This is a genomic window from Paenarthrobacter sp. 4246, from assembly GCF_040546855.1.
GTDB lineage: Bacteria > Actinomycetota > Actinomycetes > Actinomycetales > Micrococcaceae > Arthrobacter.
On sequence record NZ_JBEPOP010000007.1, the window covers coordinates 1 to 14130 of the forward strand.

At 63.7% G+C, this 14130-nt stretch carries 12 protein-coding genes and 1 pseudogene; 4 read left to right on the forward strand and 9 right to left on the reverse strand.

What is annotated here, in order from left to right:
- Nucleotides 1–210, forward strand: a 210-nt coding sequence (locus ABIE35_RS14085) for a hypothetical protein (RefSeq protein ID WP_354515811.1), incomplete at its 5' end; no start/stop codon positions are given.
- Between the two features lie 85 nt (nt 211–295).
- On the opposite strand, the gene ABIE35_RS14090 is transcribed toward ABIE35_RS14085, so the two are convergent.
- Complete coding sequence (locus ABIE35_RS14090; RefSeq protein ID WP_354227971.1) at nt 296–487, reverse strand: YegP family protein; 192 nt, start codon at nt 485–487, stop codon at nt 296–298.
- Nucleotides 488–648: 161 nt separating this feature from the next.
- Between ABIE35_RS14090 and nboR the strand changes: the two genes are divergently transcribed.
- Both nboR and ABIE35_RS14100 read left to right on the forward strand, forming a co-directional pair.
- Nucleotides 649–1287 carry a nicotine blue oxidoreductase gene (gene nboR / locus ABIE35_RS14095; RefSeq protein WP_354515813.1) on the forward strand — a complete coding sequence of 213 codons (639 nt, stop codon included), beginning with the start codon at nt 649–651 and terminating at the stop codon, nt 1285–1287.
- A gap of 41 nt (nt 1288–1328) precedes the next feature.
- On the forward strand, nt 1329–1796 hold the full coding sequence (locus ABIE35_RS14100) for a GNAT family N-acetyltransferase (RefSeq protein WP_354515815.1): 468 nt from the start codon (nt 1329–1331) through the stop codon (nt 1794–1796).
- A 62-nt stretch (nt 1797–1858) separates the two neighbouring features.
- Here ABIE35_RS14100 and ABIE35_RS14105 read toward each other — a convergent pair whose 3' ends face one another.
- From ABIE35_RS14105 to ABIE35_RS14125, 5 genes are all read right to left on the reverse strand, one after another.
- Complete coding sequence (locus ABIE35_RS14105; protein WP_354515816.1) at nt 1859–4666, reverse strand: molybdopterin-dependent oxidoreductase; 2808 nt, start codon at nt 4664–4666, stop codon at nt 1859–1861.
- Complete coding sequence (locus ABIE35_RS14110; protein WP_354515818.1) at nt 4656–5594, reverse strand: FAD binding domain-containing protein; 939 nt, start codon at nt 5592–5594, stop codon at nt 4656–4658. The genes ABIE35_RS14105 and ABIE35_RS14110 overlap by 11 nt, the downstream gene beginning before the upstream one ends.
- Entirely contained in the window at nt 5585–6853 is a 1269-nt protein-coding gene (locus tag ABIE35_RS14115; RefSeq protein WP_354515820.1) for an XdhC family protein, read from the reverse strand. The genes ABIE35_RS14110 and ABIE35_RS14115 overlap by 10 nt, the downstream gene beginning before the upstream one ends.
- Before the next feature lie 330 nt (nt 6854–7183).
- Nucleotides 7184–8767 carry an NCS2 family permease gene (locus ABIE35_RS14120; RefSeq protein WP_089596164.1) on the reverse strand — a complete coding sequence of 528 codons (1584 nt, stop codon included), beginning with the start codon at nt 8765–8767 and terminating at the stop codon, nt 7184–7186.
- A gap of 6 nt (nt 8768–8773) precedes the next feature.
- Nucleotides 8774–9268: a nucleoside deaminase gene (locus ABIE35_RS14125; protein ID WP_017200639.1), complete on the reverse strand. Its 495-nt coding sequence runs from the start codon at nt 9266–9268 to the stop codon at nt 8774–8776.
- Nucleotides 9269–9680: 412 nt separating this feature from the next.
- Here ABIE35_RS14125 and ABIE35_RS14130 point away from each other — a divergent pair, with 412 nt between their 5' ends.
- Nucleotides 9681–11024 carry an 8-oxoguanine deaminase gene (locus ABIE35_RS14130; protein WP_354515822.1) on the forward strand — a complete coding sequence of 448 codons (1344 nt, stop codon included), beginning with the start codon at nt 9681–9683 and terminating at the stop codon, nt 11022–11024.
- Between the two features lie 16 nt (nt 11025–11040).
- Here ABIE35_RS14130 and ABIE35_RS14135 read toward each other — a convergent pair whose 3' ends face one another.
- The 3 genes and pseudogenes from ABIE35_RS14135 to ABIE35_RS14145 all read right to left on the reverse strand — a co-directional run bounded on the left by ABIE35_RS14135 (nt 11041) and on the right by ABIE35_RS14145 (nt 13948).
- Entirely contained in the window at nt 11041–12090 is a 1050-nt protein-coding gene (locus tag ABIE35_RS14135; RefSeq protein ID WP_354515824.1) for a hypothetical protein, read from the reverse strand.
- 97 nt (nt 12091–12187) lie between these two features.
- Nucleotides 12188–12586 carry a hypothetical protein gene (locus tag ABIE35_RS14140; RefSeq protein WP_354515826.1) on the reverse strand — a complete coding sequence of 133 codons (399 nt, stop codon included), beginning with the start codon at nt 12584–12586 and terminating at the stop codon, nt 12188–12190.
- 427 nt (nt 12587–13013) lie between these two features.
- Nucleotides 13014–13948, reverse strand: a pseudogene (locus ABIE35_RS14145) (endonuclease domain-containing protein).
- Nucleotides 13949–14130: the final 182 nt, after the last annotated feature.

The following is a 14130-nucleotide window of genomic DNA, read 5'->3' on the forward strand; positions in this document are numbered from 1 at the left end:
CTCGGAGCAGACGGCTTCGGCTTCTCCGACACCCGCCAAGCCGCACGCCGCTACTTCAAAAACGACACCCACTCCATCGTCGCCAAAACCCTGCAGTTGCTGGCGGCGAGGGGCGAGGTCGAGGAGGGCACGCCGTCGTACGCCATTGACCGTTACAAACTGCTGGACGTAAACGCCGGCACTACAGGCGGCGCAGGCGGCGACGCCTAACCTCCCGCACCAACAAAGTTGGCGGCTGTGTTCGTAAAGAACACCGCCGCCAACTTTTTGTGTCGCTGGTTTCTTTGGACCGGATCTAGGTCCCCAGGTTCCGTCGGTCCACCACAAAGCCGGTTGCCGCATTTTCGCGGACGGCGTTGATGCCGGCCACCACGGCCTTCAGGTTTGGAAATTGTGGCGACACTGCCACAATCGTGCCGTCCTCGGCGGTGAGCCTGAACCGGAATGAGTTGGATCCTGCTTTCAGAATTTCGAAAGTGCCAGCCATTTTCCCCTGATCTTTCACGCGTCGTTGCGTCTTCGAGCTGACTTCATAACTCCCCCATAGACGATATCGGCCATTTCAGACGGCCAAAAGCCCTACTGATGGGTAATTTACAACCGATATCGGTAGATCTCTTCGAAAGCATCCAAGGAGCTAGAGACCGCATGCACCCCCGCGCGTATCGTGAGGATATGACTGACTCCGGCATGGGCCCCACCACGGGCGTGCTCCTCGCTGCAGGGGCCGGCACCCGCTTGGGCCGCGGCCCGAAGGCGCTGCTCCCATTCCGCGGCCGGACGTTGGTGGAGGTTCTGGCCAACACCCTGTTCGACGGCGGTTGCCGCGAGGTTGTGGTGGTACTCGGCGCCGAGGCCGACCGCGTCAGAAGCGTCACGGATCTGGGCCGCTACGTAGTGGTGGAGAACGAGCAGTGGGGCAAAGGCATGGCAGGCTCTTTCCGCGCCGGAATCGACGCCGCCACCCCTGGCAACAGCATCATGGTGGCGCTGGTAGACCAGCCCGGATTAACTCCGACGGCGGTGAGCAGGCTGCTGGGCAGCCACCGTCCCGGCCGGGTCACCGCAGCCGCGTACCCTGATGAGTCGGGACACCTGAAGCGCAGGCACCCGGTGATTTTCGACGTCGGACTCCGCGCGGAAGCCGCTGCGGCGGCTCATGGCGACACTGGAGCGCGATCGTTCCTCAAGGCGCATCCGGGCCTGGTGGACTTGGTGGACTGTAGCGACCTTTGCTCCGGCGAGGACCTGGACACGAAGGACCAGCTGCACTTGCTGGAGATGTAAGTATTGGTGCCTGGGTCAAGGGCCCGGGTAACTTTGAACGCATGATCCGCATCGACCTTGACGATCCCGCACGCCCCGATGTCCATCAACTCCTCAGCGAGCACCTGGCCGATATGTTCGCCACGTCGCCCGCCGAGAGCGTGCACGCTCTGGACCACTCGGCGTTGTCGCACGAGTCCATCACCTTCTGGACGGCACGCGAAGATGGGGTGTTGCTGGGCTGCGGTGCGTTGAAGACACTCTCCACCGGGCAGGCCGAGATCAAGTCCATGCGCACTACGGCCAGCGCGCGGGGACGCGGAGTGGCCACCTTGATGCTGGAGCACATCGTGGCCGAAGCCCGCGGGCGGGGGTTCAAGCGCGTGAGCCTGGAAACGGGAACCGAGGATTATTTTGCTCCGGCCCGCCGGTTGTACGCCCGGCACGGATTTACCGAGTGCCCTCCGTTCGGGGATTACACCCTGGACCCGAACAGCGTGTTCATGGAACTCGCCGTCTCACCCAAGTGAGTAACAGCAAACGTCGCACTGAGGGCTCATACCGACGTTTGCTGTTACTCAGCTGGGTCGGATCAGTTGGAGATCAGGGTGCGATCGCGGAGGGCCAGGTAGATCTTGTCCCGCGCGATGGGCAGTTCGCCGAAGCGGATCCCCGTGGCGTTGCGGATCGCGTTGGCCAGGGCCGGAGCCACGGGGTTGAACGGGCTCTCGCTCATGGACTTGGCGCCCAGCGGGCCAGTGGAGTCGTTGGTGGTGGCGAAGTACACCTCGCTCCGGGGCACGTCCGCGAACGACGGGATGTGGTACTGCCGCAGGATGTCCGTGGTGACCCGTCCGGCGTCGTCCACTTTCACTTCCTCGTACAGCACAGCTCCGAGCGCCTGCGCAATGCCGCCCTCGATCTGCCCACGGCATTGCCGCGGATTCACCACAACACCGGCGTCGGCGGCCTGGACACTCTGCAGGATCCGAAGCTCACCGGTTCCCGTATTAACAGCCACCCGGAAGCCATGGACGTTGAACGCGACAGATCGCGGCGTCCCACCCCAGTTGCCGTCGGTGGTGAGTCGAACGCCCTGCAGCAGGGCGGCGTCGACGATTTCCGTCAGCGTCACCGTGCGGTCGCCACACTCGACGGCGCCATCCACCAGGCGGCAATCCGTCAGGGCCGCTCCGGTCAGCGAAGCGGCCACCGTCTGGATCCGGGTGGCAAGTTCCAGCGCCGCGCCGAGCGTCGCTTTGCCGGCCACCACGGTTCCGGCCGAGCCGAACGCTCCGGTGTCGTGTTCCACGAGGTCGGTATCGGACTGCCGTACGGTCACTTTTGTCGCTGCGGTCGCCAGCGCCGTGGCGGCCAGCTGCGCGTGAACAGTTGTGGTGCCGTTCCCGAATTCGGCAGTACCGACGTCGACGGCGAACCTTCCGTCCGCTTCCAGGCTTACCCGGGTGTGGGCGAAATGGCCGCGCGGCGGAACGGTGTCGATCATGGACAGGGCTGAGCCCTCCCCCACCACCCAGTCCGGACCGAGGTCATCCAGGCCAGCGGCCCGGTAGCGCTCCTTGCCACGATCCAGGGCGTCCCGCACCAAAGCCACGCACTGATCCAGGCCGTAGCTTCCATAGTGGACGTCTTCCTCGGGCTCGGGCGTGGTGGAGAGCATGTGATCGCCCGGGCGGACCATGTTCTTGAGCCGGAACTCCAGCGGATCCATACCGATGCCAATGGCGAGCTCATCAATGGCCGACTCGATCGCGAAGATCATCTGGCTCAGCCCATAGCCGCGGAAAGCACCCGCAGGGACGGTGTTGGTGTACACCGCGTGGGCGTCCACTTTCTTGTTCACGCACTTGTACACGGCCAAGGACTCGCCGCAGCCGTGGAACATCACACCGGGAGCGTGGTTTCCGTAGGCACCGGTGTTGGTGAGGACATTCAGCTGTAGCGCAGTGAGCGAACCGTCACGGCTGGCGCCCGCCTTGAGGTGAATGGTGAAGGGGTGGCGCGTAGTAGTTGCCGTGAACTGCTCGGTGCGTGTGAACTCCAACTGCACGGGCCTGCGGAGCGCCAGCGCCGCAAGAGCCACCAGGTCCTCGGTGAGGACTTCCTGCTTTCCACCGAATCCGCCGCCAACCCGCCCGGCCACCACACGGATGGTCTCCGGCGCCAGGTTGAACACGCGGCTCAAGGTCCGCTTCACCAAGAAGGGAACCTGTGTGGAGGAACGGATCATCAAGCGACCCTCCTCATCCAGCCAGGCAATGGAAGCATGCGTTTCCATGGCCACGTGCTGCACGCGTTGGGTTTGGTACGTGTGCTCGTGGATGAAGTCCGCAGCCGCGAACCCATCAGCAACACTCCCAAGTTCGGCATGAACCTCGGCCACCACATTCTGGAGCGGACGGGAAATGCGGGAGAAGACTCCGTCCTTTTCTCCGTGAATCGCCGGGGCTCCGGGAAGGATGGCCTCCTGGGGAGTGAAGACCGGTTCCAGCAGTTCGTACTGAACGGCCAAAGCACGGGCGCCGGCCTCTGCCGCCCCAACGGACTCGGCGACGACGGCCGCAACCCGCTGCCCGATGAACCGCACCACGTTGTCCAATACACGGGTGTCATCGGGATCATCTGTGTAATTCTCATGCTGGGCCGTGGAGAACAGCAGCTGGGGTGCGTCCTCATGCGTGAACACCGCCACGACGCCGGGAACCGCCAGCGCCGGGGCCTTGTTGATGGACACAATCCGGGCATGTGGATGCGGCGAACGCAAGAGCTTCATGTGCAGGAGGCCCGGAAGTTGCCCGGCCGGGACATCAAGGGTGTAGCGGGCGGTTCCGGTGACCACAGCAGGACCGGCGGGTGCGGGAACGTTATCACCGAGCTGGCCGGGCGTGGCTTCAACGACGGCGGCAGCTTGCGCCCCCGAAACGTCAGCTCCGGCGTCGTGCTGGTGGTCGTTGCCGTGACCGCATACAGCGTCCGCGATGGAACGGTACCCCGTGCAGCGGCACAGGTTTCCCTTGAGGTTGCGGGGCAGGTTGGCGCGTTGCTCGTCGTCGAACGTTGCAGCGGTCATCATCATGCCGGCGGTGCAGAATCCGCACTGGAAACCCTGGGCTTCCAGGAATTGCTCCTGCACAGGATGCAGGCCTACTGCGGTGCCCAGCCCCTCGATGGTGGTGACTGCTTTGCCCTCTGCACGGACGGCCGGGTAGATGCAGCTGTGGACGGGTGCACCGTCAACGTGGACGGTGCAGGCTCCGCAGTCGCCGCCGTCGCAGCCCTTCTTTACGCCAAAGTTGCCCTCTTCACGGAGGAACGTGCGGAGGCACTGCCCGGGGCGGGGCGTGGCCTGCGAGGCAGTTCCGTTGATCTCAATTGCCATTCGGGGCCTCCTTCTGCTGGGTGGTGGATGGTGAGGGCTGCGTGGACGGCTGGGGCGAGGTGTTGTGTGGCGGCCAGAAATCGCCGGACACGGTCATGGACTCGCCCAGCAACTCGGCGCGGATTTCTTCGGCCAGCTTGAACGTCATGTCGCGGCGCCAGGCCGGGAGCCCGTGGATGTCGTCGTGGTAGAGCGGCCAGGGAATGGAATCGCCGACGGCGTCAGCCAGCGTCCCGGCGTCGGGAACCTGCCCGGCGGGGAACCTCAGTTGTACAGGCCTTTTGGTTGACGCGGTCACGGTGATGACCAGGCCGCCGTCGGAGTCGAGCCTTCCGATCAGCAGCACGCCTGAACGCCCGAGGTTGCTAAGGGACAAACGCCGGAAAGCAACCCTCGCGGAGAGTGCTGTGGCGGGGAGGTGGATGCTGCGCAGCAGCTCCCCCGGCTCAAGGGCAGTCTGCATATCGCCCGTCACGACGTCGGCCACCGGCACGTTACGACTGGCGCCGTCCGGGCTGAGGATGGTGGCGACGCCGTCCAGTCCGGCACACAACGACGTCATGGGCCCTGCCGGCAGGCCGGTACAAATATTGCCGCCCACCGTGGACATGTTCCAAATCTTGAACGAGGCCACGAACGAGTCGCAGCAAGGGCGGATCAGGGCCAAGCCAGGCCATTCACGACTGGCTGTTTCGGCGGTTTGCGGCAAGGCGTACAGCTCCGCAACGGTGCAGGTGGCGGCAAGTTCGATGCCCTTGTCCGTCACTGTCACGGCTGGCCAGCCGGACTCGCCAAGGTCAAGGAGCCGTTTGAGGACGGTGCTTCCGTAGGAGAAAAGGACCGTGCCACCGGCGAGCCAGGCATCGCCGTCGCGCCATTGTGCGGGGTCCGTGGTGGGGACCACGGCCTCGATGGTGTTCATGTCCATGGGTCCTCCTGAGTGAGGTGTTGAGGTGCTGGGTGGATCGGAGCCGGGTGGATCGGGCCGGTGCTGTCCTTGAGCGAAGGGAAGCCGGTGGTCTTTCGGGCCGCACTGCCCCCGTGCTCCAAGGCGGCCGCCCCGCGTTCCGCCACGATTTCCGCCACGATGGCTACCGCCACTTCCGCGGGAGTCACGGCGCCAAGGTCCAGTCCGATGGGCGAATGCAGCCGTTCCAAGGACTCCGGCGGCGTGCCTGCCTCGAGCAAGGCGTCGACCCGTTGCTGATGGCTTCTGCGGGATCCCATCGCCCCGACGTACGCCAGGTTGAACCGGAGTGCGGTCTCCAGCAGGGGAATATCAAACTTGGGGTCGTGGGTCAGGACGCACACCACGGTCCGGTTATCGATGCGGCGGGCCGCTGCTTCGGCTTCCAGATAGCGGTGCGGCCAGTCAGTGACAACTTGGTCTGCGCCTGCGAAGCGGCTTTGCTGGGCGAAGGCAGGCCTGGCGTCGCAGAGGGTGACGTTGTAGCCGAGGAGTTGTCCGGCGGGGAGCAACGCGGCGCCAAAGTCGTTGGCACCAAAGATCAGCATCCGCGCGGCCGGCAAGCGGCTTTCAACGAATAGTGTGATGGGCTCGGGCTGGGTTTCCTCTTCCTGGTGCTCAGCTGCCCACCTGTCCGTGGTGACCCAACCATCGATGCAGCCCTCCGGCGGAGCGAGCCGGACCAATCCGGCACGTCCGCCCTGGAGCAGCGGCTCCACCTGCGCGGCGGCCGCGAAGAGTGTGGAGGGATGGTCTCCCACCAGCTTGGCCAGTTCCTCCGATTCCATCGCGCGGAACCTCACAGGATCATCGACCACCATGACTCCGCCGTGGGCATCGAGCCGGCGGATCAGGGCTGCAGGACGCTGGGCTTCAGTGAAAACGGAAAGTTCCGGAGAGCCTGCTCCGAGCGGCTGGATGTGGACTTCCAGTTCTCCTCCACAGGTGAGCCCTGCAGCGAAGGCGTCCTCGGAACTGTAGCCGAACGACTCAAGGCGGGGGCCGCCGTCGCGCATTGCTTCCAAGGCCGCTTCCACCACGGCACCTTCCACGCAGCCTCCGGACAGGCTGCCCAGTATTTCGCCATGTTCGGAGACCATCATGGAGGTCCCCATGGGCCGCGGCACGGAGCCGCCTGTCCCTACGATCGTGGCCACAGCACATCGCTGGCCGGAGACCGCAGGCCGCCAGCTGCCCAGTGAAGGCATCAGATCCAGCATGGCAACACGTCCTTTTTCCAGGTGTCCCGGCCGGGTGGCCCGGCCGGAGCAGTGCGCGATCTTGCCTCATATTCTCATTTCCAGAGGTTGTTGAGGGGAAGTCGCGGCTAAGTCAGTAAGAGTTCAGTCAGTCAGAGTTCATAGGAACGGGGGCAAGGGCTTCATCTCCCTGCCCCCGTTCCTTGACGGAGCGTCGGCCGCCCAGCCGCCGCCCGCCGTCGTGCCTGTATTAAGGGGACGACGACGGCGGACGCCTATTCGTGCGGTGGGTACCGACGGACCGCCGATCAGAGTGCCGGATTGACCGCCGGCGCGGGGTGCGGCTCCGGGTCAGACGCCCATCAGGGCGTTGATGGGGCCGCGGGCGAAGTAGATGATGAAGCCTGCCGTGACCACCCACATGAGCGGGTGGACTTTCTTGGCCTTGCCCGATGCTGCGCTGATCACGGCGAAGGAGATGAATCCGACGCCGATGCCGTTGGCGATCGAGTAGGTCAGCGGCATGGTCACGATGGTCAGGAACGCAGGGAGTGCGATGGAAAACTTGGTGAACTTGATCTCGCGGATCTGCGCCATCATCATTGCACCCACTACCACCAGGGCTGCTGCTGCAACTTCCAGCGGCACCACCGAGGTGAGCGGCGTGAAGAACATCGACCCCAGGAACAACAGGCCGGTGACCACGGAGGCCAAGCCGGTACGGGCACCTTCGCCGATGCCGGCAGCGGAGTCGATGTACACGGTGTTGGAAGAACCGGATGTTGCGCCACCCACCACAGCGCCCATGCCTTCAACAATGAAGGCCGATTTCAGCTTGGGGAACGTGCCGTCCTTGTGTGCCACGCCTGCGCTCTTGGCCAGGCCGGTCATGGTGCCCATGGCGTCGAAGAAGTTGGTGAACACCAGAGTGAAAACCAACATGGTTGCCGCCAATCCGCCGATCCTGGCGAAGGAGCCGAAGAGATCGAACTGGCCCACCAGGCTAAGGTCCGGGACTGACACCAACTGGCTGGACAGGATGGGTACATTGAGGTGCCAGCCGCCGGGGTTGTCGGCGCTGCCTGGACCAATGCGGAACACGGCCTCGGCAACAGCGGCGAGGACAGTGGTGGCGACGATGCCGATCAGGAGGCCGCCTTGGATTTTGCGTGCCACGAGGATGCCCATGGTCAGCAGTCCGATGATAAAGACAAGGGTGGGGATGGAGGTGATGGAGCCGTTGTCGCCGAGCTGGACCGGTGGGCCGCCCGTGGTGGCGCGGACAAAGCCGGAGTCGACAAAGCCGATGAAGGCAATGAACAAGCCGATGCCAACGGTGATGGCGGCCTTGAGCTCCTTGGGAACTGCCTTGAAGATTGCCGTCCGGGCGCCGGTGGCACCGAAGATGACAATCAGGATGCCGTTGATGACCACCAGTCCCATGGCTTCAGGCCACGTGACTTCCTGGATCACCGCGACGGCCAGGAAGGAGTTAATGCCCAGGCCCGCCGCGAGGCCGAAGGGCAGGTTGGCGACGAGACCGAAAATAATGGTCATGACGCCGGCGGTCAGGCCAGTGACGGCTCCAACCTGTGCAGCTGAGAGCCAGCCGCCGGCGACGTCGGTGGGAGCGTTTTCGGCCGAGAAGCCGCCAAGGATCAGCGGGTTCAGGATGACGATGTACGCCATGGTGAAGAACGTGACCAGGCCGCCGCGGAATTCGCGGGCCAGCGTGGATCCACGCTTGGAGATCTGGAAGAACTTGTCCAGGAAGGAGTTCGACACCGGGGGCTTCTTGTTGCCACCTGCCAGGCCGGTTGCCGTGTGCTTTGCCGCTGTGGGCTCTGCGCTGTCTCCCTGGGGAAAGAGCGCAGCCTGCTTCTCAGCTGCTGTCTGCTTCTCAGCGGAATTATCCAGGATTGTCATGTCAGCCACCGGGCCCTAGTAGTCAATCCTGGAATCAAGCGTGTTCCAGGTGTTGAACGGCTGGAGGGCCGCCGGGGCCTGGGGGTCGCCCAGTTCCAGCTTGGCTACCGGCATCAGCGCGTCCCGGTTGTCGTTCTCGAAGTACTCGTAGAAGACAGCGTCATCGAAGCCGACGGATGCGGCGTCGTGACGGTCTGCGGCAAAGAACACGCGGTCAACGCGTGCCCAGAGTGCGGAGGCCAGGCACATGGGGCATGGCTCGCAGCTGGTGTAGAGGGTTGCTCCGCTGAGATCAAAGGTTCCCAGTTCGCGGCAGGCGTTACGGATGGCCGTGACTTCTGCGTGGGCGGTGGGATCGTTCGTGGCGGTGACGCGGTTGACGCCTTCGAAGGCTCGTCCGTCCGCGGTGACAATGACGGCGCCGAAAGGGCCCCCACTGTTAAGGACATTGGCTGTTGCCAGCTCAATGGAGGTGGCCAGGAATTGCTCGGCCGTGACGGTTGTACTCATGTTGCGACTTCCTTAGTGCTGAGGAAGCCAGGTGACCTGTTTGGGGGCGCTACAGAGATGAGCTCCAGTTAGCTTGGTTACCAGGCTTCAGCATGTGCGATGAAGGTTAAGTTGCGCCTGGTAGATAGCTTCCCGAAGTCCGGGTGCCCGCCTTTGGCAGTTAGAGCGTAACACCAGGTTTGTGAGCCGCGCCATAGTTTTTTGAAAACTTAATTTCGTCATGCGAAATTACTGATGGGGCAAGGCTGGTGCCCGAATGTGACCGGAACCCGCCCGCAAGCGTTGACTGCCGCCGTCGTGCATTCTACGCTTTTTGGACTGGACCGCATTCTGACGGTCCGGCAACCTGGATCAGCAGACAGGGCCTAACTGAGCTGGAACGCGTACACGCCGACCAGACAAGGAACCTGTTATGACCCCTCTTTGGATCAAGAATCCGCTGGGAATTTTCACCGCAAACGACTTCGATGCCGGCGGCGGCCTGGTGGTGTCCGACGGAAAAATCATTGAGCTGGTGCCTTCGGGCGGGCAGCCTTCTTCTCCGGCAGACGTCTTTGACGCCTCCTCCCACGTGGTCCTGCCCGGCCTCATCAACACCCACCACCACTTCTACCAAACGCTCACCCGCGCGTGGGGTCCCGTGGCCAACGCTCCCTTGTTCCCGTGGCTCCAGAACCTGTATCCGGTGTGGGCGCGGTTGACGCCCCGAAGCCTTGAGCTTGCCGTACAGGTTGCGCTGGCTGAGCTGCTGCTGTCCGGCTGCACCACCGCCGCCGACCACCACTACCTCTTCCCCGACGGCATGGAAGACGCCATCGACATTGAGGTCGCAGCCGTGCGTTCCATGGGCATGCGGGCCACGTTGACCCGCGGGTCCATGACTCTGGGAGAGGACGACGGCGGGCTGCCGCCCAGGACCACGGTCCAGTCACCTGAGGCGATCCTTGCGGACAGCGAACGGCTGATTCGTCAGTATCACGAGACCGGAGACGGAGCCGTTGTGCAGATCGCACTGGCCCCCTGCTCGCCCTTCTCCGTGACCAAGGAAATCATGGCCGAGAGTGCCGCCATGGCCGAACGATTCGATGTCCGGCTTCACACGCACCTTGCCGAAACCATCGATGAAGAAGACTTCTGCCGGTCCATGTTTGGACTGCGGACCGTGGACTACCTGGAGTCCGTGGGTTGGTTGGGATCCCGCACCTGGCTGGGACACGGCATCCACTTCAACGACGAGGAGATCGCCAGGCTGGGAGCCGCGGGCACCGCCGTCGCGCACTGCCCCACGTCCAACATGCGGCTGGCCTCCGGAACCGCGCGCGTCCTGGAACTCGAGGCAGCCGGAGTTCCCGTGGGGCTGGGAGTGGACGGATCGGCGTCGAACGATGCCTCCAACATGATCCTCGAAGCCCGGCAGGCCCTGTATTTGCAGCGGCTCCGCTACGGCGCCTCGGTGCCCGTGGAACGTGCGCTCGGCTGGGCCACCCGCGGATCGGCTGCTGTGTTGGGTCGCTCCGATATTGGGCAGCTGGCCCCGGGGTTGCAGGCGGACTTGGCCCTCTTCAAGCCCGACGAGCTGCGCTTCTCCGGGAGCCACGACCCCGTCGCTGCATTGCTGCTCTGCGGGGCGGACCGTGCCGACCGGGTGATGGTGGGCGGTCAGTGGCGTGTGGTTGACGGCGCGATTCCAGGGCTGGACGTCGCCGGGCTGATCGCTGAGCACTCGGCGGCGGCGCGGAAGTTGGTGGCTGGGTAGGTTCCTTCCCCCTGTCCTAGATCGTGATCTTGTAGACGTGATGCGTGTACTCGTTGGCGAACGAGTCCGTGAACTTTCCGTTTTGGACAGGGATGGTGCGGTTTTCGCCCACAACCTCCACCTGAGTACCGGTGATCCCGGCCGGAAGAGTGAACGTCTTCGCGCCGGTGGCACCATTCACACCGATGCCCGCGAAGAGGTAAGCGCTGCCGTCCTTGGCCTTGAGCATGGTGTCCGTTCCAGCAACCCCGGCATCCCACACATAGCTCTGGGTGTTGAGGACAGGTGCCAGCGCCTGGATCCGGGCCAAGGCAGCTTGGATCTTCGCTTTGCGGTCAGCAGGGATGTCCACCAGCGAGTAGTTTCCGTACGCCGGATCATTGTTGTGCTGGAAGATACTGATTCCCCGGGCTTCATGGATGATGCCGGACCACATGGCGCCTTCCATCTGCTCAGGGGTAATGGTCGTGGCGTTCGACTCGGTCAAATAGGGCCGGGCTGATTCCACGAACACCCAGTTCGGCTTAGCCCCAGGGGTTGCCTGGAAAGACCGCATCCGATCAACCTGCCACCCGTACGCTGCACTCACGCCGGGGTTCGCTCCCGCAGGCCAGGCCGGAGATGCCTTGATCGCATCTCCCACAGACGGGCTGGTATAGGCGTAGTTGTCAGCGGATGCGAAGTCGACAGTCGCCATAAAGTCATCCATGGTCCCGTTGGCCCACCACGTTCCCAGGATGCCCTTGCCATAGTTGGCGTTGATGGGGCGGCCATCTCCGTAGGCGCGGATCTTCGCCACAAGAGTGTTCATCTGCTGCAGGTTCTCCTCGGTAGTGCTCCCGATGCAGCCAAGGCCCATGTCGCACTCGTCGTAGGTGGCCCACCCCACAACGCCGGGATTGGAGCCCACCTCGGCCCGCGTCCACTCCTGGCCTGCAATGACCAGCATCCCGGTATCCGTGATGGACGTCAGCGTGGAGCCATCGTGTTCAGCTTCCTGATAGACATTCACGCCGATGTCCTTTAACTGTGCAGCGTGCTCCGGTTTTCCAAAGTAGACACTCACCGGGAAGAGGTTGGGGTTGTTCAGCTTCGCCGCACCGGGGAACTTCGACCAATATGCCGGTCCACCGTCCCAAGGAACACGGGCCAGGTTTGCGAGGCTAGCCGTGGGCGCTGTCGCGGTGGGCGTCGCCGTCGGGCTTGCACTCGTCGCACTCGGCGTCGGGGTCGGTGTCGGGCTTGCGGACGTGGCCGTCGGCGTCGGGCTTGCGGACGTTGGAGTGGGAGTCGGGGTTGCGGTGGTCGCACTCGGTGTCGGAGTCGCCGTCGGGGTGGGCGTGGGGGTCGGTGTGGGGCTTGCGGACGTGGCCGTCGGCGTCGGAGTCGGGGTTGCGGTGGTCGCACTCGGTGTCGGAGTCGCCGTCGGGGTGGGCGTGGGGGTCGGTGTCGGGCTTGCGGACGTGGCCGTCGGCGTCGGAGTCGGGGTTGCAGTGGTCGCGGGAGGCGACGACGTAGGTGCCGTGACGGTTGTCGTCGGTGTCGGCGTCGGTGTCGTGCACCCGGCGAGGGCCAACGCAATCACCGCCCCAAGCATTGAGACCTTGAGTTTCATGACATGTTCCTTTGGGGTAGCAGCCACACATAGGCTGCTGCGGCGCCGGATCCCCACGCCCGGCTCGTCTGTCTCCTGCCAAGGCAGGGATCTTAGCCAGGGTGAACGTCCTGGCATAGCTCGATGACGAGCATCAGTTTTACTCGACATGCTGCGGTGCGACGCGTGCGGGCCATATGTCCGGCGCCATCGAGCGAGCAAGCGCAACCCGTCAGTCAGGGCTGCAACGACCTTGAAGACCCAAAAGGGTGGCCGTCAGCCCAGCTTACGTGAAGCCCTAGCACCCCGCCGATTGTTACGCAGATCACATTCCACTATTTCGATGCTTCGCTGCGCACCAGACGGTAGGAGTCATCTAATGCGCAGGGAGTCATCTATCCGGCTGCGCGAAGGGCCCGCAGCACGCGAATCTTAAACTCCTGCTCCTGGAACAAGTCCCGCCACTTGATGCGAATGAACGTCCACCCGTCCTCCATTAGCGCCTTTTCGCGCTGCCGTTCCCGAAAATGACCTCTTCCGTTGGCGCGTAATCGAAGTACTTCACCCTGCCGTCGAACTCCATGGCCAATTTCTTGTCGCGCCACGCGAAGTCCAAGCGATGCTTTCCTTCGGTTGTTCGAACTTCCACCTGAAGTTCTGGTGGCTCAATGCGGAGTCGCACGAGAAGTTCCCGACTTAGAGTCTCGCCCGGAGACTCGGAGCGGGCATCGGCATTCTTCACAGCGCGTCGCAGCGAAAGCACTCCGTTTCTGCCCGACAGAGCTGCGCATAATTCCGCCAGCTTCGTCGCATCCGCACCAATTCGGAGGGCATGGTCCATCAAGACAAGGCTCTGCCGGTAGTCCAACATCAGGCAACAGTCCACCACTGTCCGCTCCAGCGAAGTACACGGCAGCCCGTCCACGAGGACCACCTCGCCCTCCCCAAGCACTCTGGAATGGGCCACCACATCGCGGCCATGCGAATTAGGCGCCGGCGTCTTCTTCTGCGTGATGTGTACACGGTCGTCAACACCCCACAGGAACAGGCGATGGAGGCGAGCAGCGGATGTATGGCTGTAGACCAAGCCACCACCCGACGTCGTGAGTGTCCCGTGGGCGTGCGCGGCGATCAGTTGCCGGCTTCGAACCCATGGTTTCTGCGCCGCCCAGGTGCGTTCACGGATGTAGCACCCCCGGCGAAGCCTCACCAGTACGCCCCTTCGCACCAGGGCAGAGATGGCCCGGGCATTGAAGCCGGCATCATTGAGCTGGCTCGTCCGCCACAAGTCCATGCCGGATGGAAGCTCCCTGGGAGCGGAATTTGTCATGAGCCAAGCTTCGCCACGCCCGCGAGCCCGGGAAAGGCGTGCACCGTCCTATGTGGAGAAGTCCATTTCGATGGCTTCCTGCCGGCTAGATGACTCCTACCGTCTAATCTGCAGCGAGGCATCGAAACGGGGGCCACAGCAAACTGGCAGGGCAGCGGAAAGGCGGGCGACACCTCCCCAGG